The following is a 20,576-nucleotide window of genomic DNA, read 5'->3' on the forward strand; positions in this document are numbered from 1 at the left end:
GCCGCCGGGCGCCCCCCGGGGGGGGTGGGGCGGGCGGGGGCCCGGCTTTTGCGCGCCCCGCCCCGCGCCCGCCACTACCGTGACGATCATCAGAGGTCGCGGTACTGGATCTGCGAAGCCAGTACGCGCAGGCCGTCGGCATTGCTGGACAGGATGCGCTCTTCGCCAACACCTTTCTGTCGTTTCAGCTGGAAGCCCTGATCCGCAGGCAGTTGTGCGGCGATGGCGTCCATGCGCTGCAGGGCATCAGGGCCGCTGCAGTCGAAGTGGCCCCAATAGACGCCATCGCGGTGGATCTGCAATCGATAGTTCATCGCGGTGTCTCCGGCAGGTCCTGCAGCCAATGGTCGAACATCGCGGTGGCGGCCGCGGCCAGTGGTGCGCCATAGCGACGCGCCTGCGCGCGCAGGTCGTTGGGATCGATGCCGGCCTGGGCCAGCTCCAGCGTGTGGCCGACCAGCCAACGCTCGAACTGGCGGGCGTCCAGTTCCGGATGGCATTGCAGGGCCAGTGCGTGGTTGCCGATGGCGAAGGCCTGGTGGCGGCAGGCCGGCGTGCTGGCCAGGCGGCGTGCACCGGCCGGAAGCTCGAACGCCTCACCATGCCAATGCAGTACCGGAATGCCCTGCAGGGCCTGCAGCGGTGAACGCTGGCCTTCATCGGTCAGCAGCAGTGGCGCAAAGCCGATTTCCTTGCCACCACTGGGAGCGACACTGGCACCGAGTGCGCGCGCCATCAGCTGTGCACCCAGGCAGATGCCCAGGGTTGGCCGCTGCTGCTGCAGCCGGCGCTGCAGCAGGGCGATGCTGTCGGTGACGAAGGGATAGGTCGCTGTGTCATTGGCACTGATCGGGCCGCCCAGCACCACCAGCAGGTCGGTCACTTCGGCCGGATCGAGCGCATCGACGCCGGCCTGCAGCACCTGCAGCTGCCAGCCTTGTGCCAACAGCAGAGGCTGCAGGGTGCCGAGGTCTTCAAAGGCAACGTGTTGCAGAACGACTGCGTGCTTCATGCCGGGGCCCCGCTGTTCGGCCAGTAGAAGCTGTCCGGGGTGGCGCGGGCGCCGAAGATGGCCTGGCCGACGCGGACCACGGTGGCACCTTCCTCGATGGCCACTTCGAAATCACCGGACATGCCCATCGACAGCTGCGACAGGTCAAGGCCGGGCGGGGCGTTGCGTTGCAGCTGGCCGCGCAGTTCGCGCAGGCGCACGAAGCAGGCGCGCACGCGCTCGACGTCGGGGGTGAAGATGGCCAGGGTCATCAGGCCGCGCACACGCAGGCGATCGAAGGCCGGCAGCTGCTGCACGAAGGCCTCGACCGCGTCGGGTTCCAGTCCGTACTTGCTCGGCTCGGCCGAGGTGTTGACCTGCACGAACACATCCAGCGTGCGGTCTTCCAGTTGCAGGCGCTGCTGCAGGGCCTCGGCCACGCGCAGGCTGTCCAGCGCCTGGAACTCGCTGGCAAAGCGCGCCACGTAGCGCGCCTTGTTGGTCTGCAGATGGCCGATCACCGACCAGTGCACGCCCAGGTCGGCCATCGTTTCGGCCTTGCGCTGCGCCTCCTGCACCTTGTTCTCGCCTAGTTCGCGGCAGCCTGCGGCCACCGCCATGCGGATGCGGGCGTCATCGACGGTCTTGCTGACCGGCAGCAGGCGCACGCTGGCCGGGTCCCGGCCGACGCGCGCGCAGGCATCGGCGATGCGTTGGCGCACCGTGACCAGGTTGGCGGCGATCTGTTCAACGGACTGGGCGACGGGCCAGTCGGCAGCGGCAAGGGGCATGCGGGCACCTCCAATGCAGGATGGCCAGGGTGGGATACACTGGCACAGGACAAGATATATTTTGGCATAGGACAAAATGAAAATCACCGGGCATAGCGCCGAGTCGATCTTCGACAGCATCCGCGACGGCATCGGCAAGGGCCGCCTGCCGGCCGGCAGCGTGCTGCCGCCGGTGCGTGAACTGGCCGAGCAACTGGGCGTGAACCGCAACACCGTGGCCGCTGCCTACAAGCGCCTGGATGCGGCGGGCCTGGCCAGCACGGCGGGCCGCCGTGGCACGGTGGTGCGCGGATTGCCGCCGACGCTGGCGCGCGAGGGCAGTACGCCCGGGCTGGCGCTGCAGGACCTGGCCGGTGGCAATCCGGATCCGCGCCTGCTGCCGAACCTGCGCCTGGCCCCGGCCGCGCCGCGTTTGTACGGCGTAGGCACGGTCGACCCGAGGTTGCAGGCGCTGGCAAGGGCCTCGCTGGATGCGGACTGCCCGGAGGGCTATGCGCTGGAGCTGACCCATGGCGCGGTTGATGGCATCGAGCGCCTGCTGGCGGCGTGGTTGCTGCCAGGAGACCGCATCGCGGTGGAGGATCCATGCTTCCTCGGTAGCCTCAATGTGCTCAATGCTGTGGGCCACGCGCCGTTGCCGGTGGCGGTGGACGCGCATGGCATGCAGGTCGATTCGCTGCGGCAGGCGCTGGAGGCCGGCGCACGCGCGGTGCTGCTGACCCCGCGGGCACACAACCCGACCGGGGCCAGCCTGGATGCGAAGCGGGCACGGGCGTTGCGGCAGTTGCTGGCGGCCTACCCGCAGGTGGCGGTGCTGATCGACGATCACTACGCACTGCTCTCGCAGCAGGCCTATCACTCAGTGCTGCCGCTGGATGGCCGGCGCTGGGCGCTGCTGCGTTCGTTGTCCAAACCACTGGGTCCGGACCTGCGGCTGGCCTGGCTGGCCTGCGATGAGGAGACCGCATCGCGGTTGCGGCTGCGATTGGCGTCCGGCACCGGCTGGGTCAGCCACCTGCTGCAGGATGCGGCGACTTCGGTGTTGGCGTCGGCAACGCAGCGGGCGAAGATCGCCTCGGCAGGTGAGCGTTACCAGCAGCGCCTGCAGTCGCTACAGGAGCTGCTGCGCGCGCGTGGCATGCCGACGCCGCAGCCGATGGAAGGATTGAACCTGTGGCTGCCGTTGCCGGCCGACAGCCATCCGCAGGTGCTGGCACTGGCCTCGCGCGGATGGCATGTGCGCGCCGGCGAAGTGTTCGCGGTGGCGGCACCGGGCCATGGTCTGCGCATTACGTGTTCGGCGCTGGGACCGGCGCAGCTGCGGCAGCTGGCCGATGACCTGGCGGCGGTGTGTGGTTTGTAGCGTCGGGCCATGCTCGGCTTTGCTTCGCCTTTGTAGAGCCGAGCCATGCTCGGCTGCTGTTGGTAGAAGCAGTCGAGCATGGCTCGACTCTACATGACCGGTAGTCGAGCATGGTTCGACGCTACAGAAGCAGATCAAGGCGCGGCGTTCGCGCCCGGGCGCACGTAGTAGGACTGGCCGCTGTCATCGACGAACATCAGCTCCGGCTTGCCCTGCCAGGAGGTGAGCATGGCGCCGGTGTTGTTCTGGTGCTTGACCATGAGGCTGGCGCCACGGTCCGGATTGGCGACGACCTTGAATACTTCGGTGGTGCCGGTGGCATCGTCCAGGGTGAGCAGGGCTTCGCCGCCGCGGTCGCTTGTGCCATAACCGCCGCGCTCTGAACCGTCGGGGCCGAGCAGGATCAGGCCGGACAGGGCGGTGGCGCGCGGCCCCTGGGTGCGGCCCTGGCTGAGCGGATCGGGAACCGGTGCGCCGAGGATTACCCGCGGTTGGCCGCTTGCATCGTGGATGATCAGCCCGCGTGCCTCGATGATGCGCTGTGGCGATTGGCTGCGATGCAGGTTCCAGGCGGTCCAGCCGGAAACAAGCAGGGCGAGGGTCGAGACCACCAGGGTGGTCAGCAGCAGCGCACGGGACATCGGGTCGTCCTTCCTTGGATGTGCCGACGATAGCGGATGCGGACCGGCAATGGCCAGTTCGTTGTGTGACGTTGTGTATCGTCAGTGGAAATCGCGACTGTGGCTGCGCAGTCCCTGCAGCAGTTCATCCAGGCAGTGCATGCGCTGCACGATGACGTGCTGCACGCCATCGACGCGTTCCAGGCGGCCATCGATCTGCATCAGCTGGGTATCGACCAGCACCCGGTGCTGGCGATCAGCCAGGTGCCGCCAGACCACGGCGTTGACCATGCCGGTTTCGTCTTCAAGGGTGAGGAAGGTGACGCCACTGGCGGTCTGCGGGCGCTGGCGCATGCGCACCAGGCCGGCGATGCGCACGCGCCGGCCATGGCCGTGGGCAGCCAGTTGTGCGGCATCCAGGCAGCCACGGCTGCGCAGTTGCGCGCGCAGGAACGAGATCGGATGGCGGCCCAGCGTGGTGCCGGTGCTGCGGTAATCGGCCTGCATGTCTTCCCAGGCGCTGGGCAGGGGCAGTGGCACGCGGGCTTCGGTGGTGGCGCGGGCCTGGTCGAACAGCGGCAACCGGTTTTCCACACCGGAGATATCCCAGCGCGCACGATGGCGATGGCCGCTGAGCCCACGCAGCGCCCCGGCATCGGCCAGCAGGCCCTGCTGGCGGCGGTCCAGAGCGGTACGCTGGCACAGGTCACCCACATCGTCGAACGGGCGCCGCGCACGTTCACGCATGATGGCCTGCACGGCGGGCTCGTTGCAGCCATCGACCAGGCGCAGGCCGAGCCGGATCGCGGCCGGCCCCTTGCTGAAATCCAGCGTGCAGTCCCAGTCGCTGTGGCGCACGTCCACCGGCAACACGCGGATGCCATGCCGGCGCGCATCCTGCAGCAGCTGGTCGGGGCTGTAGAAGCCCAATGGCTGGCTGTTGATCAGGCTGGCGGTGAACGCGGCCGGGTGATGGCACTTCAGCCAGCAACTGTTATAGGTCAGCAGGGCGAAACTGGCGGCGTGACTTTCCGGAAAACCGTAGTCACCGAAGCCCTTGATCTGTTCGAACAGGTGCTCGCCGTACTCGCGGCTGAAGCCGTTCTTGAGCATGCCGGCCAGCAGCTTCTCGCGATGCGGTTCCAGGCCGCCACGGCGCTTCCACGCCGCCATCGAGCGGCGCAGGGCATCGGCCTGGCCCGGCGTGTAGCCGGCCGCTTCCACCGCCAACTGCATGACCTGTTCCTGGAACAGTGGCACGCCGAGGGTGCGCGCGAACACGCGTTCCAGCCGCGCTGGATAGAGTGGATTGTCTGGATCGTTCAACGCGTCCGGTCCCTGTTCACGCAGGATCCGCCGCCGCTCAAGGTAAGGATGGACCATGTCACCCTGGATCGGGCCGGGGCGCACGATCGCCACTTCGATCACCAGGTCGTAGAAGGTGCGCGGCTGCAGGCGCGGCAGCATCGCCATCTGCGCGCGCGACTCGATCTGGAATACGCCGATGGTGTCGGCGGCGCAGATCATGTCGTAGGTCTTCGTATCCTTGGGAGGAATCGCATCCATGCGTCCTTCGTGCAGGCCATGCTGCTGCAGCATCGCCAGGCATTTGCGGATGGCGGTGAGCATGCCCAGCGCCAGGCAGTCGACCTTCATCAGGCCGGTGGCATCCAGATCGTCCTTGTCCCACTGGATGACGGTGCGGTCGGCCATCGCCGCGTTCTCCACCGGCACCAGGGTTGACAGCGGATGCTCGGAAATCACGAAGCCGCCCGGGTGCTGCGACAGGTGGCGCGGGAAGTCGATCAGTTCGGTGGTCAGCGCCAGCAGTCGCCGCATCAGCGGGGTTTCCGGATCGAAGCCGCGCTCGCGCAGGGTCTCCGGCAGCGGCACATGGCCGCCCCAGTGGTCCATCGCCGCGCCCAGTTCGTTGACCTGGTCCATCGGCAGGCCGAGTGCACGGGCCACGTCGCGGATCGCGCTGCGGCCACGGTAGCTGATCGCCACCGCAGTCAGGGCGGAGCGCTCGCGGCCATAGCGCTTGAATACATACTGCAGCACTTCCTCGCGGCGCTCGTGCTCGAAGTCGATGTCGATATCCGGTGGTTCGTCGCGCTCGGCGGAGATGAAGCGCTCGAACAGCAGGTTGCTGCGTGCCGGGTCGATCTCGGTCACGCCCAGTACGAAGCACACCGCGGAGTTGGCCGCCGAGCCACGACCCTGGCAGAGGATGTCCTGGCTGCGCGCGAAGCGCACGATGTCCTGCACGGTGAGGAAGTACGAGGCGTAGTTCTTTTCCCGGATCAATGCCAGTTCGTGCTCGATCTGTTTGCGTTGTGCCGGTTCGATGCCGCCTTTCCAGCGCCACGGGATGCCGCGCTCGACCAGCACGCGCAGCCAGCTGTCCGGGTCGTGGCCCTCGGGCACCAGCTCGCGCGGATAGGTGTACTGCAGCTGCTCCAGCGTGAAGTGGCAACGCTCGGCGATGCGCAGGGTCTCGGCCAGCAGTTCGGGCGGATACAGCTGGGCCAGTGCGGTACGCGGGCGCAGGTGGCGCTCGCCGTTGGGAAACAGGCGCCAGCCGGCCTCGGCCACGCTGCAGCGGTGGCGGATCGCGGTCAGGGTGTCCTGCAGGGCGCGGCGGCGTCGCACGTGCATGTGCACATCACCACTGGCCACCAGCGGCAGGTGGTGGCGTTCGCCGAAGGCCTGCAGCTGCTGCAGGCGACGCGCGTCGTCATGCTCATGGTGCAGCTCCACCGCCAGCCACAGGCGATCATCGAAGCCGGTGCGCAACAGTTCCAGATCGATGGCCGCTGGTTGCCGGTCCAGCCACAGGCACAGCAGGCCGCCGGGCAGGCCGAGCAGGTCCTCGCGCAGGCAGCGGTATTCGCCCTTGGCCGCGCGCCGCCGGCAGGTGGTGATCAACTGGCAGAGACCAGCATAGGCGGCCTGGTCGGTGCACAGCAGGGCCAGCTTCGGCCCGTCCTCGATCTGGAATTCGGCGCCGACGATCAGCGCCACGCCATGCGTCTTCGCCGCCTGCCAGGCACGCACGATGCCGGCCAGCGAGCATTCGTCGGTGATCGCCAACGCGCGGTAGCCCTGGCCGGCAGCGCGCGCGAACAGTTCTTCGGCGATCGAGGCGCCACGCTGGAAACTGAAGGCCGACAGGCAGTGCAGTTCGGCGTAGCCGGGCAGTTCGCTGTGCATGGCGGCTCAGCCGAACCAGCCGTGCAGCATCCACGGCGCATGCGGATCATTGCGGTCACGGAAAGCCCAGCCGCGCTGGCCATGCGCGGTTTCCACCACGTAGTAATCGCGGCGCGCATCAGCCTGGTCCCACCAGCCCGATTCGATCCGCTCCGGCCCGGTGACGATGCGCAGGCGCGGATCACGCAGCGGTTGTGGGGTGTCCAGCAGCCAGCCAGGGCGCAGCGGCCAGTACGACGGAGACTTGGCCGGCGGCTGGGTGCCACTGGCGCGTTCGGGGCGATGGTCGGCCTGCACCGCCAGCGGCTGCACGGCGTCATCGCCCAGCCGCGCCCGCAGGCGCTCGCGCAGCTGGTTCCAGGGCATCGCCTGTGCCGGCCGGGTATCGAACAGGTCACGCGCGGCGGGCACGAACGGTGGCAGCTGTTCGGCCTGCAGGCGCAGTGCGCGGCTGCCGGCCGGCAGGGCGAACGCTTCCATGCGGTTGCGCGCGATCTCGAACAGCAGCGCGGGATCGCGCTCGGGTGCCAGCAGGCCGATGGTCAGCACGCTGGCCGGCAGCAGGTCATGCTCGAAGTGCAGGTCGAAGCGCTGTACGCCGCCATCGCGCGAGCACAGGAAGGCCGCCAGGTCCAGCAGCAGGCGGCGCAGCGGGAACAGCAGGGCCTGGCTGGATTCGATCTCGTATTCGAATTCGATGCGCGCATCGAAACGATCCGGTGGCTGGTAGTAGCGCAGTGGCGCGGTGGGCAGGCCACGCAATGCGTCCAGCTGCTGCAGCACCTCGGGGGCGAAGCGCCGGGCCAGGCTGTCGCGCGGCAGTTCGAGCACCGCACCCAGCGTGCGCAGACCGGAACGACCGAGCACGGTCACCGCTTCGCTGGGCAGGCCGCAACGCGGCAACGGCAGCTGCGCCAGTGCCGCTGGCAGCTGCTGCGCATCGATGCCGAGGCCGTCGTGGACGTTGGCCAGCACGCGCGCGGCATGCGCGGTGGGCGCGGCCACCAGGCGGTGGCGGAAACCAAGCTCATGCAGTTCGCCGCGCAGGCGCTTTTCGATCGTCAGCCAGTCACCGAACAGGGCGCGACTGGCGCCGATCTCCATGACCAGCGCGTGCGGAAAATCGAGGCTGACCTGCGAGCTGTAGGCGTAGGCCCAACTGGCCAGCAGCTGCCGGGTGTGCTGTTCGGCGTTCGGGTCGTAGTCGTGCAGGTACATGTCCTGCACCAGCACCTGTGCGGCCGACAGCAGCATGCCCGGGCGCAGTCCCGCTGCGCGTGCCGACGGGCTGACCGCGCGCAGCACGCGACGCTGCGCCGGCCCCTGCAGCAGCACCAGTGGCCGCTGCGGGTCCGGCTGCAGGCGCAGCACGCTGTCCAGTGCCAGCTGCGGCAACAACAGGCAGGCCCAATGCATGACGCGGCCTCAGTGGGCGATGGCCAGTGGCAACGGCTGCGCCGGTGGCAGGCCGCCACGGCACTTCAGCACCCGTACCTGGCCGTGGTTGAGCTGCAGGCGCAGGCTGGCCGGGGAGGGGTTGCGCGCTGCCTGCGCCTCGCGGAACACGAAGCCCAGGCACTGGCCGCTGTCGGCAGCCACCTGCAGCCGGCGCAGTGAGCGGTCGTCGGCCTGGTGTGGCCAACACAGCACCGCCGCGCAGGCCGCAGAGCGCAGGCACTGTTCGGCGGCCCACAGCGCCTGTTTCGGTGCGGCGTGGATGATCTGCAGCTGGGCCAGGTCCAGCCCGGCAGCCGCCCAGGCCGGGGCATGCGGGCGGTAGGGCGGGGCGACCAGCACGATCGGGCGGTCGCGCTGGCTCAGCTTCGCCAGCGCCGGCCAGACCAGCGCCAGCTCGCCGACGCCGGGCGCCGCCTGCAGCACCTCGCACAGCCCGCTGGCCGGCCAGCCGCCGCCGGGCAGGCGTGCGTCCAGCGCCGGATGGCCACTGGCCAGGTGATCGCTGGCCGGGCCCTGGCGGGCTGGGCCGCGCCACAGCTGGCGCCCGTCCAGCAGCCGGTCGAGGGCGACGACAGCACCCATCAGCCGGTCCTCCAAGGGAGGTGCCGGGTTGGCTTGAAGCGGCAGGAACGGGCGGAAACGGCAGGCATGGCGCGAGTATCGACGGGCCGGTATCAGGGGCTGAGACCGGACATGCTACTCGCGTTGTGAGTAGAATTACTAATGAAATCGGAAGGTCGGGTTTCAGGTTGCTGAAGGGGGAAAGCATCCACGCATGGCGTGGATCTACCAGGGTTCTCTCCCAGTAGATCCACGCCATGCGTGGATGGGAAAACGGTGCCGACCAGGGTCGGCACCTACAGGCACGGGCACTCCCGGTTACGGGCGGACCGGCAGCGCCACCGGGCGCAGCGGCGCGGCATCGCCGCCGCGGATCTTCAGCGGGCCGCCGATGAAGGCGAACTCATAGACCTTGTCGCGGGCCAGTTCGTCCAGCGCCACCAGCTCGATGATCGGCGCGCCCTGCTGGGCCAGCAGGTAGGTGTGCAGCGGCACGTAGTCGTCGGACACTTCCGAGGGGAAGGTCTCGAAGCTGAGGTTGTCGGCGCCGACGATCATCGCGCCGTTGTCCTCGACCAGGAAGCGCGCGGCGTCCAGGCCCATGCCCGGCGGGTTGGCCATGTAGGCCTTGGGCTGCTCGAACAGGCGCATGCGGCCGGTGCGGATCAGCACGATGTCACCCTGCTGCAGCTTCACCTGCTGGCGTGCCAGCGCATCCTTCAGGTCCTGCCGGGTGACGCGGTAGCTGTCCGGCAGCATGTCCACGCCCTTGGCGCCGGCCACGTCGATCAGCACGCCACGCGCGATCAGCGGCGGGAATTTCTCGATGCCGGTGACGTTCCAGCCACGGTCACCGAGGTGCTTGTCGGCCTCGAAGCCGTTCCAGATCTTTCCGTGGATGCCGAAGTGGTTCAGCGCATCGATGTGGGTGCCGGTGTGGCTGTACATCGAGAACGCGGTGCCGGTGTAGCTGCGGGTGAGGTTCATGGTCTCGCCCACGCCCATCGGATCATCCATCACCGTGCCGCGCGGGGTGTGGGTCATCCAGAACTGGTAGTGCGGGTCGCCGGCATCCTGCCAGCTGGGCATGCCGACGTAGTATTCGGTGGCCAGGTCATAGGCCTTGCCGCCACTGACCCGCGACAGGATCGCTGCGCGCGAGGCGTCGGTGATCAGGTTGAGGCGGCCGATCTCGTCCTTCGGCCCCCAGGGGCTGGTGCCGACCTGCTGGCCGGAGGGAACGCGTTCGTGCGCGGATACGGTGGTGGAAGCGGCGGTGCCGGCCAGCAGCAGGGCCAGCGCGGTGGCCAGGGTACGTGGGGTCATGGGGAGTCTCCTTGCAGGGTGGGGGATGGTGCGGCTCAGGCCGCGACCAGGTGCGCCAGGGCTTGGCGCAGTTGCGGCAGCGGCAGGGTCTGCAGGCGCAGGCCGTTGCCGCCGATCACGGTGGGAATGGAGCGGATGCCGAGGGCCGCGGCTTCGGCACGGTCGGCCTGCACGCGCTGGCGCACTGCGTCGCTGCGCATGTGGTCAGCGAAGGCGCCACGCGGGTGGCCCAGTGCTTCGGCGATATCCAGCAGTACTTCGGCGTCGCCGATGTTGCGGTGCTGGTGCAGGTGCGCCCACTGCACGGCATCGAACATCGCGCCATGGGCGTCGTTGCCACCGAGCATGCCGGCGGCCTGGCAGGCCAGTGCGCCGAGCCAGCCGGACGGATACTCGAAGTCCTGTGCGCGCATGCCTTCGATATCGATGCGCGCAGTGTCTTCATGCGCGGCGCAGTCGGTCCAGTGGCGCAGGATGATCGCCTTGGCGCGCTCCATCGAGCCGAACACCTCGACCATCTGCGCGCGCGAGTCCTGCAGCACGAAGCTGCGGTGACGCACCTGGATGCCGAGTTCGGCGGAGACCTGCTGCAGGCGCGGGGCCAGCACGAAGCACCAGCCGCAGACCACGTCGTGGAAGAAATCGACCACCGGCGCGGCGGTGGCGGGGGAAGGAACGGAAGACATCTGCCTGCCATCGGTGAGAGGGGAGGCGGCAGATTAGGCAGCGCGGCGCGTCTGAAACAGCACGCCGCGGGCAGCTCAGTTTTCGCTGGCGGTTACGAATCCAGGCCGGCGCAGCCGGGCAGCTCGGCGTGCAGGAAATCGATGAAGGCACGCACCTTGGGCTGCAGGTGGCGCGAGGTGGGGTAGACCGCATGCACGAAGCGCGGCGGATAGCGGTGGTCGGGCAGCACCTGCTGCAGTTCGCCACGGGCCAGCGCCGGTGCCGCCAGGAACGAGGGCAGGGCGCCGATGCCCATGCCGGCCACCAGCAGGTCGCGCAGTAGCAGGCTGTTGTTGACGGTGACGCGCGCTGGCAGGGTGATCGTTACCTGCCCATCAGGGCCGAGCAGCGGCCAGCTGCCGGGCGAGTCGGACAGGCTGTAGGCCAGCACGCTGTGCGCCTGCAGATCGTCCACCGCCTGCGGTGCCGGATGCTGCCGCAGGTAGGACGGGGCCGCGCACAGCACCTGCTGCAGCGAGGCCAGGCGGCGCGCCACCAGCCGCGAGTCATCCAGCTCGGCACGCAACCGCAGCGACACATCGAAACCTTCGCCCACCGCATCGAGCAGGCGGTCTTCCATCACAAGGTCCAGCGACAGCTGCGGATGCTGCTGCAGGAAGCGTGGCAGCAGCGGCGACAGCGTGCTCAGCGCGAATGATTGTGGTGCATTGACGCGCAGGCGCCCGGCCACGTCGCCGCGCTGTTCGGCGATGCCACGCTCCAATGCATCCAGCTCGTCGAGCAGCCGGCAGCATTCGCGGTAATAGGCGTGGCCGGTCTCAGTCAGGCTCATGCGCCGCGTGGTCCGCTGCAGCAGCACCACGCCCAGGTGCGCTTCCAGGGTGCGCAGCTGCTTGCTCAGCCCGGCCGGTGACATGCCCAGGTCTTCGGCGGCGCGGACCAGCCCGCCGCGTTCGACGATGCGGCGGAAGGCGCGCATCAGGTTGAAGGAATCCATGCCGGTCCCGGGCGCGATGAGGGCGCCATTGTAGATCCACGCCATGCATGGATGTGGGAAACGTGGTGCGTCCATGATGGTCATCCACCGGGGAGCGCGCCGGGTTGCGCCGTTTGTTCAAGCCGGCGGCCCATACGCGGCGCCAGCATGCAGGCCCCTTACTTTCCGGATTGCCCATGAAGCACTGGATGCTCCGCCTGTATGCCCCGTTGTTCCTGCTGGGTTTCGTTGCCGCCGCCGTCGCCTGGATCGGCCACCTCCACGGCGACCCACTATGGCTGCTGGCCTTGCTGGCGGTTGCCATCGCGGTCTCGTTCGCTGCCGAGCGTGCCTGGCCGTACGACCCCGCGTTCAACCACGACCACGGCGACAGCCTGCGTGACAGCCTGCATGCACTGGTCAACGAAAGCCTGAACCTGCTGTCGATCGCGGCGGTGCCGCTGCTGGCGGCAATCATTCCGTGGCAGTTGTGGCCGGTGCAGTGGCCATTCGCGCTGCAGGTGCTGCTGGCCATCGTCTGCGCTGATCTGGGCATCACCCTGGTGCACTACGCCAGCCATCGCATCGGCTGGTTGTGGCGGCTGCATGCGGTGCACCACAGCGTCACCCGCATGTACGGCTTCAACGGGCTGATGAAACACCCGCTGCATCAGGCGGCCGAAGCGGTGGGCGGCGTGCTGCCGCTGCTGCTGTTGGGCCTGCCGATGCCGGTAGCCGCGGTGTTGGCGTTCGCCATTGCCATCCAGCTGCTGCTGCAGCATTCCAACGTGGACATGCGTCCCGGCGTGCTGGGCCGGGTGATGGCCTGGGCGCCGCTGCACCGCTTCCACCACATGCGTTACGGCACCGCCGGCGACGTCAACTTCGGCCTGTTCCTGACTGTCTGGGATCACCTGCTGGGGACCGCCTTCGATGCGCCCGGCTATCGGCTGCAGCAACGCGACCTCGGCATCGGCAGCCAGCCGGACTATCCGCGCGATTATCCCGGACAGCTGCTGGCGCCGTTCCGCGAACTGCCGCATGGCGAGGTGCCGGAGCTGCCGGAAGGTCTGCGCAGGCGCGGATGATGGGGCGTGTCAGGCCGCGTGCAGCTGCAGGCCCTGCAGCTGCGCGGCACTGATGCCGAACATGCGGCGCAGGCTGCGCGACAGATGGGCCAGGTCAGCGAATCCGGCCGCGTGCGCGCTGTCGGTCAGGCTGTGCCCGCGCAGATGATGCATCAGTGCGCTGCGCAGCCGTTGCCACAGCACCCAGCCGCGCAGGGTCACCGCCAGATCGGACTGGAAGCGCCGATGCAGCTGGCTGGTCGACAGATGTGCCGCCTCGGCGATATCGGCGGCTGGCACCGGCCCGGGCAGGTGCTGGGCGATACGGGACAGCGCGGCCTGCACGCGGCGGTCCAGTGGTTGCGGGCGGCTCAGCTGCGGCAGCCAGTCGTGCAGCTCCAGCGCGTTGCCCGGCAGCGCGTGCAGGTGCTGCTCGATCTGCCCGGGATCGGCATGCGCGGGTTCGAGGAACACCGTGCAGCCCGCTTCCGGCGCCGACAGGATTGCGTGCGGCTGGAATGACGGCAGCCACAGCCGTTGGCCCTGCTGCCGCACGCCATCAACCTCGACCTGCCAGGGCGCGGCTTCGCTCAGCAACAGTTGATGGGCGTAGTGCGCGTGCGTATCGCTGCCACCGGCGTGGCCCTGCAGCACGGCCACGTGAGCATCCAGCAGCAGCGTGCCATTCCAGGGCAGGGCGGGAGAGGACATGGAGGAATTGTAGATCCACGCCATGCGTGGATGGACCTCCACCGGAATCGAATATCTCGTGTTGATTTGAAAAGCATCCACGCATGGCGTGGATCTACTGGCCACCAGCCAGCTGTCGAAGGCGGGGCACTGTGGGTTTGCGGGGTGTGAGCCGCATGGATGCGGCGACCAAGGCTACATGGACGTACTTGCGCCGTCCCCGCAGACCCACAGTGCCCCGCCATCCCACGGAATGCGGCATTTGATTCTGCTGTAGCGTTGGCCGTTGCCTCTGCGGGTGCCGGGCGCAGCCCGGCCGTCACCTCACCGCCCCTGCGGATCCGGCCGATGATGCACGTACTCGACCACGGTGCCATCGGGATGCACCGCATTGAACGCCGCCCCGGTCGGTACCACCTGCAGCGGGAAGATGATTTCAGCGCCAGCCGCCACCAGCTTGTCGTGATAGGGCCGAACGTCATCGACCAGCAGCGTCCCCGTGGTCGAAGTGAACGGCGCCAGCGCCGCCTTGCTGCCCTCGATCAACAGGAACGCACCGACCATCGCCAGACGCAGGCCGGCCTCCGGAAACGGGAACCCGGCATCGGCCACCACGCCCTGCAACTGCTCGTAGAACGCCACGCTGCGCTCCAGCTCACCGGGGGCCACGAACACCCGGATCAGCACGCGCGGCGCGCGTTGGCTGGAGGTGTCACAGCGGTCGCGCCAGAGATGATCGAAGTCGCGGTGTACGGTCATGGGCTCGATTCGTGGCCAGGGATCTCCATTATCAGCAGCCTCGCGCGGCGCGCTGATGACCGCCGGTGATGGCCTGATAACCAGTGGCTGGGGTCGGCCTGTGACTTAGGTCCTGTTGACAGGTGTGAACGCCCTCGCACAATCTTCACATGATTGGGTCGCCCTGCGCGGCCCGGACAGGCAGGTTGTCACGCCGGGAGGAGGGTCCCAGGCGCAGACCAGCCCGTCCTTCGGCCTGCGGGACGTTGCCTGGCAACCCCTGCGCGGCATGAACGCTGCACCCTTCGGCGGCACTTTCCCTGGACCGATTGCCTTGGCAACGGAATTACGCCTGCCGATGAAAACGTTTACAAAGCCGCTTGCACTGTCCCTGGCCCTGTCAGCCGCACTGGCCGCCCCGGCCTGGGCCGACCCCGCCGCGTTCACTGTGCTGACCCTGGAACAGGCCCCGACCGCCGAGGCCATGCCGGCCCTGGCCGCCCAGCTGAAGACCCTGCAGGTGGACGCGGTGAGCGTGCGCCAGGTGCAGCGCGGCATCGGCCAGGTCGATCCGTTGCAGGTGCTGGCCGACGGCCTGGGCTACGAGTACCGCTTCATTGCGGCGGGCAAGGACGATGGTCAGACCCAGCGCGGTCAGGCCGTGCTGACCCGGCTGCCGATTGCCGCTGAGTCCGGCCCGGACCAGCCGGGCCTGAACTACCTGCGCCTGGACGATGGTCGCCACACCGTGGCGGTCTACACCGATGCTGGTGCAGGTGCCGCGCAGCTGCCGGCGCTGGTCACGCGTTCGCGGCTGGGCGCACCGGCGGTGCTGCTCGGCGCAGTGGCCGGTGAATCGGCCAAGGCCGCAGGCTTCGACCCGGCACGTGTGGCGCTGGAAGCCGATGCCAGCTATTTCAGCGACGGCTTCCAGGCCGCCAGCAGTGCACCGTTCAAGGTGGAAGGCAGCGCCCTGCGTGCCACGCTGCTGACCCTGGCCTATGCCGCCGACAAGCACGGCGACACGCCGTGGATGGACACCACCCTCAACGCCGATGCGCGCGCTGCGCTGCTGCTGAAGGCGATGACCGAGGATGAGAAGTTCCAGATGCTGCACAGCTACTTCGGGCTGGGCAAGGACGGTGGCAAGCTGCCGGAAGGTGCGGTGGGTTCGGCCGGCTTCGTGCCGGAAGTCGCGCGCCTGGGCATTCCGTCGCAGCAGTCGGCCGATGCCGGCGTCGGCGTGACCAATCCGGGTGGCATCCGCCCGGGTGACTTCGCCACGGCAATGCCGTCGGGCCCGTCCACCGCCTCCACCTGGAACCGTGCGGTCGCCTTTGCCGGCGGCGCGACCATGGGCCGCGAAGCGTGGCAGCAGCGCTTCAACATCCTGCTGTCCGGCAGCGTCAACCTGCAGCGCGACCCGCGCAACGGCCGCAATTTCGAGTACGCCGGCGAAGACCCGCTGCTGGCCGGTTCGATGGTCGGCGCGCTGATCCAGGGCGTGCAGAGCCAGCACGTGATCTCCTCGATGAAGCATTTCGCGCTGAACGACATGGAGACCCGCCGCAACTTCCACGACGTGCGCATCGGCGAACAGGCCATGCACGAGTCGGACCTGCTGGCCTTCAAGATCGCGCTGGACGCCGGCCGCCCGGGCGTGGCGATGTGCTCGTACAACAAGATCAACGGTACCTACGGCTGCGAGAACGGCTACCTGATGAATCAGGTGCTGAAGCAGGAATGGAAGTTCCCCGGTTTCGTGATGTCCGACTGGGGCGGCGTGCACAGCGGTTCCAAGGCAGCGCTGGCCGGCCTGGACCAGCAGTCGGCCGGTGAAGTGTTCGATGCGGCAGTGTTCTTTGACGAACCGCTGCGCCTGGCCGTGCATGGTGGCGTGGTGCCGCAGGCGCGCCTGAACGACATGGTGGCGCGCATCCTGCGCACGATGTTCCTGCACGGCAACTTCGACAACCCGCCGCAGCACCAGAAGGTCGATGCCGAGGCTGGCTTCGCCGTCGCCCAGCGCACGGTGGAAGAAGGCAGCGTGCTGCTGCGCAATGAAGGCAACCTGCTGCCGCTGGCCGACAGCGTGAAGCGCATCGTCATCATCGGCGGTCATGCCGACAAGGGCGTGATCGGTGGCGGTGGTTCGTCGATGGTGGGCGTGACCGCCAAGGGCACCAACGCGGTGCCGGGCGTGCTGCCGACCACCTGGCCGGGCCCGGTGATCTTCCACCCGTCCTCGCCGCTGGAATCGCTGCGTGCGGCACGTCCGGATGCAACCATCGAGTATGTGGACGGCACCAACGCCGCCGCTGCGGCCAAGGCAGCCGCGCAGGCCGATGTGGCCATCGTGTTTGCCACCCAGTGGGCGGCCGAATCGGTGGACCTGCCGGACATGCAGCTGCCGGATAATCAGGACGCACTGATCTCGGCCGTGGCCAAGGCCAACCCGAAAACCGTGCTGGTGCTGGAAACCAACGGCCCGGTGCGCACGCCGTGGCTGGCGCAGGTGCCGGCGATGCTGCAGGCCTGGTACCCGGGCATCCGCGGTGGCGAAGGCATTGCCGCGCTGCTGACCGGCCAGGTCAATCCGTCCGGCCGCCTGCCGGTGACCTGGGTGGTGGACGAATCGCAGCTGCCGCGCCCGCACATCGACGGCCTCGGCTTCAAGCCGGCCAAGCCGTTCGGTGATGTGTTCGATTTCGATATCGAAGGCGCCAACGTCGGCTACAAGTGGATGGCAGCCAAGGGCCTGACCCCGACCTTCGCCTTCGGCCACGGCCTGTCCTACACCTCCTTCGCCTATGAAAACCTGAAGGTGAGCGTGGAGGGTTCGCGCCTGGTCGCCAGCGTCGACATCCGCAACACCGGCAAGCGCGCCGGTGCCGACGTCGCCCAGCTGTACCTGAAGCTGCCGGCCGGCAGCACCACGCCGATCCGCCTGATCGGCTACGACAAGGTGACCCTGCAGCCGGGTGAACAGCGCCGCATCCGCATCGAAGCCGAGCCGAAGACCCTGGCTCACTACGATGCGCAGGCCCGCCAGTGGAAGATCGATGGCGGCACCTACCAGGTGCAGCTGTCGCGCAACGCCGCCGAACCGCTGCAGACGGTGGACGTACAGCTGGTGGAGCAGGTGCTGCGCTGATGCCTGAAGGCATGGCCCCGCAAGGGGCCATGCAAAAAAGGGGACGGAGGGGATTAAGTCGTTTATGCATAAACGACTTAATCCCCTCCGTCCCCTTTTTTCAGGTGACAAACCACCCGTGCAGGAAATCGATCAGCTGCCGTACCTTCGGCGAGGGCTGCGTGCTGTGCGGGTAGACCGCGTACACGCTCTGCTGCGGGAACCGGTGCTGGCGCAGCACCGGGCGCAGCCGGTCCTGGGCCAGGTCGTCCTCGATCAGCCAGCGTGGCAGCACGGTGACCCCGGCGCCGGCCACGGCGAAGGCGCGCAGGCTGCTGGCGCCATCCACGCGCACCACTGCATTGCCCGGGTTGGTGGCGAACAGGGCGTCGCTGCCGTCAGGTGCAATCACCGGCACATCGGCAAGGCGCGGGTAGCCAAGGCGGGGCAGGGTGCCCAGCTGCACGGGGTCGTCGGCAGCATCGGCAGAGGGCAGGCGTGCCAGCAGGGACGGAGCCGCCACCGCGCACAGCGGGTGGCGCTCCAGTTCATTGGCGTGCAGGCCCGAATCGGGCAGGCGGCCGAGGCGGATGGCCAGATCGAAGCGTTCGGGAATCAGATCGGCCGGTGCCGGTGAGGTCGACAGGTGCAGCTGCAGGGCCGGATGCCGCGCACGGAACGCCTCCAACGCAGGAATCAGGCGCAGCTGGGCGTACTCCGGGGTGGTGGTCAGGCGCAGCACGCCCTGCAGCTGATGCTGGTCGCGGCGGGCGGCATCGATCGCCGCCTGTGCGGCGTCCAGCGCCTGCACGCAGTGCTGCAGGAACTGTTCGCCGGCCTCGGTCAGGGCCAGGTGGCGGGTACTGCGCAGCAGCAGGGTCACGCCCAGCTCCTGCTCCAGCCGCTTCAGGTTGAAGCTGACCACCGCACGGCTCAGGCCCAGGCGATCGGCGGCAGCGGTCAGGCTGCCGGCCTCGACCACTGCACGGAAGATATCGAAGCGATCAAGGCTGACCATGGCAATTCATTGTCAAAGCAGATTTGACAGTGTTGCAGTTGCTGTCGTGTTTTTCCAACAAGGCCCGCACGGCATGCTGGCCGCTTCCCTGCTGGAGCGTCGCCGATGCCGTCCCCCCGCCTGCGCCATGAGGCCATCTTCCTGCTGGTGTTCGCTCTGGATCTGGTCAACATGTTCATCGCCACGGTGGCCTATCCGGCGCTGGCGGCGGAACTGCATGCCGACGTCGGTACCCTGGCCTGGGTCGGCACCGCCTACATGCTGGGCCTGAGCGTGGTGATTCCGCTGGCGCCCTGGCTGGCCGCACGCTGCGGTGAGCGTCGCCTGCTGCTGGTGGCGTTGCTGCTGTTCGCCGCCTCCGCAGTGTTGGCCGGGGCTGCACCGGGTATTGGCTGGCTGTTGGGCTGGCGCCTGCTGCAGGGCCTGGCTGGTGGCCTGCTGATTCCGGTGGCACAAGCGGCAGCGTACCGACAGTGCACGCCTGACCAGCGTGGCGCGCTGACCCGCCGCATCCTGCTGGTGGCGCTGCTGGTGCCGGCACTGGCGCCTGCGCTCGGTGGGCTGCTGGTGCAGTGGTTGTCTTGGCGCGGTGTGCTCTGGGCCAGCCTGCCGCTGGCCGTGGTGGCGATTGGACTGGTGCTGGCGTGGATGCCGGCCGATGGCGCGTGTAGTGCGCCACGCCTGCAGGCCTATGCGCTGTCCACCGCGATGGCGGCGCTGGGCGCGCTGCTGCTGGCGTTGACTTGGCTGGGCGAGCCCGGACATCGGACCGCCGGTGCCGTACTGCTGTTGATCGCACTGCTGTTGGCGGCGGCTCACCTGCGGCATGCACGGCAGCAGGCGCAGCCACTGCTGCGCTGGTCGCTGCTGTCCCATCGCGGGCTGCGCCTGGCGATGCTGGTCTACCTGGCCGTACCCGGCGTGTTCATCGGCAGCCAGCTGGTCAGTACCCTGCAGTTGCACCAGGCCGGCTATAGTGCCGCGCGCATCGGCGCGCTGATGCTGCCGTGGGCGCTGGCCTCGGCCATTGCGATCACGGCCAGCAAGCGCCTGCTGACCCGCTTCGGCCCGGCCACAGTGCTGCGTGCGGGCATGCTCCTGCAGGCCTGCGGCCTGTTGTTGATGGCGCTGCTGCCACACCCGGTCTTTGCCATTGCCGCATTGCTGTTTGCCTTGATGGGCGCTGGCGGCAGCCTGTGCAGCAGCACGGCGCAGACGCTGGCCTTCCATGGGGTCGAGGGCGAAGCATTGGGCGATGCCAGTGCGCTCTGGAACCTCAACCGCCAGCTCAGCTTCTGCCTGGGTACCGCGGCCATCGCGCTGCTGCTGGCCTTGGCCATGCAGTGGCTGCCGGCCCGCGCCACCGGCGTGGCGCTGGGTCTGGCCGCTCTACTTACCCTGCTGCCGATGGCGTTGCTGCGCCGGCCGCAGTTGCTCACCCTTTCGCAACCGGAGAACACCTGATGGATACCACCGCAGAACACGAAGTCCACCACCTGCACGACAAGCTGCAGGCCTGGTTCCGCGCCGACGCCGGCACCGACGCGCTGGAGGACCTGATGGCGCATTTCTGCGCGGACTTCAGCATGGTCGGCATCGCGGGTCGCAGGCTGGACCGGAAGGCCGTGCAGGCACTGTTCGCGGGTGGTCATGGCGCGCGTCCAGGGCTGCAGATTTCCATCGACGCCGTGCAGGCGGTGGAAGCGCCATCACCGCTGGCGGTGCTGCGCTATCGCGAAGGGCATGCGATCGATGGCGGCGAGCCCGTATGGCGGGAATCGCTGGCGCTGCTGCGCCAGGAACAGGGGCGTTGGCGCTGGCTGGCGCTGCATGAGGTAACGGCAGCCTGATCGGTAGTGCCGGCCCCAGGCCCGCGACCCCCGACCCGGGCCCCGGGGGGGGGATTTGGCCGGCCGCCGCCCGCCCAACCCGGTGGCGCCCCGC

At 68.5% G+C, this 20,576-nt stretch carries 18 protein-coding genes; 5 read left to right on the plus strand and 13 right to left on the minus strand.

What is annotated here, in order from left to right; all coding sequences use genetic code 11:
* Nucleotides 1-89: 89 nt before the first annotated feature.
* The 3 genes from ABE423_RS17460 to ABE423_RS17470 are packed head-to-tail and all read right to left on the minus strand — an operon-like array spanning nt 90 to nt 1,782.
* A complete protein-coding gene (locus ABE423_RS17460) occupies nt 90-314 on the minus strand; it encodes a hypothetical protein (protein WP_032129370.1) in 225 nt (74 codons plus the stop codon).
* Complete coding sequence (locus ABE423_RS17465; RefSeq protein WP_121503550.1) at nt 311-1,012, minus strand: glutamine amidotransferase; 702 nt, start codon at nt 1,010-1,012, stop codon at nt 311-313. Before ABE423_RS17465 ends, ABE423_RS17460 begins: the two co-directional genes overlap by 4 nt.
* Nucleotides 1,009-1,782: a YggS family pyridoxal phosphate-dependent enzyme gene (locus ABE423_RS17470; protein WP_346486934.1), complete on the minus strand. Its 774-nt coding sequence runs from the start codon at nt 1,780-1,782 to the stop codon at nt 1,009-1,011. Before ABE423_RS17470 ends, ABE423_RS17465 begins: the two co-directional genes overlap by 4 nt.
* Nucleotides 1,783-1,858: 76 nt before the next feature.
* Between ABE423_RS17470 and ptsJ the strand changes: the two genes are divergently transcribed.
* Nucleotides 1,859-3,145 (plus strand): transcriptional regulator PtsJ, encoded by a 1,287-nt coding sequence (gene ptsJ / locus ABE423_RS17475; protein WP_197617166.1) that lies wholly within the window; start codon nt 1,859-1,861, stop codon nt 3,143-3,145.
* 134 nt (nt 3,146-3,279) lie between these two features.
* Here the strand turns inward: ptsJ and ABE423_RS17480 are convergent, their stop codons facing one another.
* From ABE423_RS17480 to ABE423_RS17510, 7 genes are all read right to left on the minus strand, one after another.
* Nucleotides 3,280-3,786 carry a hypothetical protein gene (locus ABE423_RS17480; protein WP_012511394.1) on the minus strand — a complete coding sequence of 169 codons (507 nt, stop codon included), beginning with the start codon at nt 3,784-3,786 and terminating at the stop codon, nt 3,280-3,282.
* Nucleotides 3,787-3,867: 81 nt separating this feature from the next.
* Nucleotides 3,868-6,978 (minus strand): error-prone DNA polymerase, encoded by a 3,111-nt coding sequence (locus tag ABE423_RS17485; protein WP_346486936.1) that lies wholly within the window; start codon nt 6,976-6,978, stop codon nt 3,868-3,870.
* A 6-nt stretch (nt 6,979-6,984) separates the two neighbouring features.
* A complete protein-coding gene (locus tag ABE423_RS17490) occupies nt 6,985-8,394 on the minus strand; it encodes a DNA polymerase Y family protein (RefSeq protein WP_346486938.1) in 1,410 nt (469 codons plus the stop codon).
* A 9-nt stretch (nt 8,395-8,403) separates the two neighbouring features.
* On the minus strand, nt 8,404-9,018 hold the full coding sequence (gene imuA, locus ABE423_RS17495) for a translesion DNA synthesis-associated protein ImuA (protein ID WP_125894579.1): 615 nt from the start codon (nt 9,016-9,018) through the stop codon (nt 8,404-8,406).
* Nucleotides 9,019-9,315: 297 nt separating this feature from the next.
* Nucleotides 9,316-10,323, minus strand: a complete 1,008-nt coding sequence (locus ABE423_RS17500; protein ID WP_346486940.1) for a cyclase family protein — start codon at nt 10,321-10,323, stop codon at nt 9,316-9,318.
* Nucleotides 10,324-10,358: 35 nt separating this feature from the next.
* Nucleotides 10,359-11,009 carry a DsbA family protein gene (locus tag ABE423_RS17505; RefSeq protein ID WP_346486942.1) on the minus strand — a complete coding sequence of 217 codons (651 nt, stop codon included), beginning with the start codon at nt 11,007-11,009 and terminating at the stop codon, nt 10,359-10,361.
* Between the two features lie 92 nt (nt 11,010-11,101).
* On the minus strand, nt 11,102-12,052 hold the full coding sequence (locus ABE423_RS17510; RefSeq protein ID WP_346486944.1) for a LysR family transcriptional regulator: 951 nt from the start codon (nt 12,050-12,052) through the stop codon (nt 11,102-11,104).
* A gap of 131 nt (nt 12,053-12,183) precedes the next feature.
* Here ABE423_RS17510 and ABE423_RS17515 point away from each other — a divergent pair, with 131 nt between their 5' ends.
* On the plus strand, nt 12,184-13,074 hold the full coding sequence (locus ABE423_RS17515; RefSeq protein ID WP_346486945.1) for a sterol desaturase family protein: 891 nt from the start codon (nt 12,184-12,186) through the stop codon (nt 13,072-13,074).
* A gap of 9 nt (nt 13,075-13,083) precedes the next feature.
* Here the strand turns inward: ABE423_RS17515 and ABE423_RS17520 are convergent, their stop codons facing one another.
* Together ABE423_RS17520 and ABE423_RS17525 are read right to left on the minus strand one after the other, a co-directional pair.
* A complete protein-coding gene (locus tag ABE423_RS17520) occupies nt 13,084-13,788 on the minus strand; it encodes an AraC family transcriptional regulator (RefSeq protein ID WP_346486947.1) in 705 nt (234 codons plus the stop codon).
* A 279-nt stretch (nt 13,789-14,067) separates the two neighbouring features.
* Complete coding sequence (locus ABE423_RS17525; RefSeq protein ID WP_049422820.1) at nt 14,068-14,502, minus strand: glyoxalase/bleomycin resistance/dioxygenase family protein; 435 nt, start codon at nt 14,500-14,502, stop codon at nt 14,068-14,070.
* Nucleotides 14,503-14,839: 337 nt separating this feature from the next.
* On the opposite strand from ABE423_RS17525, the gene ABE423_RS17530 reads away from it, so the two are divergent.
* Nucleotides 14,840-17,635 carry a glycoside hydrolase family 3 C-terminal domain-containing protein gene (locus ABE423_RS17530; RefSeq protein ID WP_346486949.1) on the plus strand — a complete coding sequence of 932 codons (2,796 nt, stop codon included), beginning with the start codon at nt 14,840-14,842 and terminating at the stop codon, nt 17,633-17,635.
* Nucleotides 17,636-17,735: 100 nt separating this feature from the next.
* On the opposite strand, the gene ABE423_RS17535 is transcribed toward ABE423_RS17530, so the two are convergent.
* Nucleotides 17,736-18,632 (minus strand): LysR family transcriptional regulator, encoded by an 897-nt coding sequence (locus ABE423_RS17535; RefSeq protein ID WP_346486951.1) that lies wholly within the window; start codon nt 18,630-18,632, stop codon nt 17,736-17,738.
* 105 nt (nt 18,633-18,737) lie between these two features.
* Between ABE423_RS17535 and ABE423_RS17540 the strand changes: the two genes are divergently transcribed.
* Nucleotides 18,738-20,096 (plus strand): MFS transporter, encoded by a 1,359-nt coding sequence (locus ABE423_RS17540; protein WP_346486953.1) that lies wholly within the window; start codon nt 18,738-18,740, stop codon nt 20,094-20,096.
* Nucleotides 20,096-20,482, plus strand: a complete 387-nt coding sequence (locus tag ABE423_RS17545; RefSeq protein WP_346486955.1) for a DUF4440 domain-containing protein — start codon at nt 20,096-20,098, stop codon at nt 20,480-20,482. The genes ABE423_RS17540 and ABE423_RS17545 overlap by 1 nt, the downstream gene beginning before the upstream one ends.
* Nucleotides 20,483-20,576 lie beyond the last annotated feature (94 nt).

The sequence above is a fragment of the Stenotrophomonas sp. TWI1409 genome (assembly GCF_039673015.1).
Classification (GTDB): domain Bacteria; phylum Pseudomonadota; class Gammaproteobacteria; order Xanthomonadales; family Xanthomonadaceae; genus Stenotrophomonas; species Stenotrophomonas maltophilia_A.

What these genes read in the sequence shown, in the direction of transcription:
- ABE423_RS17460 (WP_032129370.1), bottom strand. Translation starts at nt 314, where the DNA reads ATGAACTATCGATTGCAGATCCACCGCGATGGCGTCTATTGGGGCCAC.
- ABE423_RS17465 (WP_121503550.1), bottom strand. Translation starts at nt 1,012, where the DNA reads ATGAAGCACGCAGTCGTTCTGCAACACGTTGCCTTTGAAGACCTCGGC.
- ABE423_RS17470 (WP_346486934.1), bottom strand. Translation starts at nt 1,782, where the DNA reads ATGCCCCTTGCCGCTGCCGACTGGCCCGTCGCCCAGTCCGTTGAACAG.
- ptsJ (WP_197617166.1), top strand. Translation starts at nt 1,859, where the DNA reads ATGAAAATCACCGGGCATAGCGCCGAGTCGATCTTCGACAGCATCCGC.
- ABE423_RS17480 (WP_012511394.1), bottom strand. Translation starts at nt 3,786, where the DNA reads ATGTCCCGTGCGCTGCTGCTGACCACCCTGGTGGTCTCGACCCTCGCC.
- ABE423_RS17485 (WP_346486936.1), bottom strand. Translation starts at nt 6,978, where the DNA reads ATGCACAGCGAACTGCCCGGCTACGCCGAACTGCACTGCCTGTCGGCC.
- ABE423_RS17490 (WP_346486938.1), bottom strand. Translation starts at nt 8,394, where the DNA reads ATGCATTGGGCCTGCCTGTTGTTGCCGCAGCTGGCACTGGACAGCGTG.
- imuA (WP_125894579.1), bottom strand. Translation starts at nt 9,018, where the DNA reads ATGGGTGCTGTCGTCGCCCTCGACCGGCTGCTGGACGGGCGCCAGCTG.
- ABE423_RS17500 (WP_346486940.1), bottom strand. Translation starts at nt 10,323, where the DNA reads ATGACCCCACGTACCCTGGCCACCGCGCTGGCCCTGCTGCTGGCCGGC.
- ABE423_RS17505 (WP_346486942.1), bottom strand. Translation starts at nt 11,009, where the DNA reads ATGTCTTCCGTTCCTTCCCCCGCCACCGCCGCGCCGGTGGTCGATTTC.
- ABE423_RS17510 (WP_346486944.1), bottom strand. Translation starts at nt 12,052, where the DNA reads ATGGCGTGGATCTACAATGGCGCCCTCATCGCGCCCGGGACCGGCATG.
- ABE423_RS17515 (WP_346486945.1), top strand. Translation starts at nt 12,184, where the DNA reads ATGAAGCACTGGATGCTCCGCCTGTATGCCCCGTTGTTCCTGCTGGGT.
- ABE423_RS17520 (WP_346486947.1), bottom strand. Translation starts at nt 13,788, where the DNA reads ATGGCGTGGATCTACAATTCCTCCATGTCCTCTCCCGCCCTGCCCTGG.
- ABE423_RS17525 (WP_049422820.1), bottom strand. Translation starts at nt 14,502, where the DNA reads ATGACCGTACACCGCGACTTCGATCATCTCTGGCGCGACCGCTGTGAC.
- ABE423_RS17530 (WP_346486949.1), top strand. Translation starts at nt 14,840, where the DNA reads ATGAAAACGTTTACAAAGCCGCTTGCACTGTCCCTGGCCCTGTCAGCC.
- ABE423_RS17535 (WP_346486951.1), bottom strand. Translation starts at nt 18,632, where the DNA reads ATGGTCAGCCTTGATCGCTTCGATATCTTCCGTGCAGTGGTCGAGGCC.
- ABE423_RS17540 (WP_346486953.1), top strand. Translation starts at nt 18,738, where the DNA reads ATGCCGTCCCCCCGCCTGCGCCATGAGGCCATCTTCCTGCTGGTGTTC.
- ABE423_RS17545 (WP_346486955.1), top strand. Translation starts at nt 20,096, where the DNA reads ATGGATACCACCGCAGAACACGAAGTCCACCACCTGCACGACAAGCTG.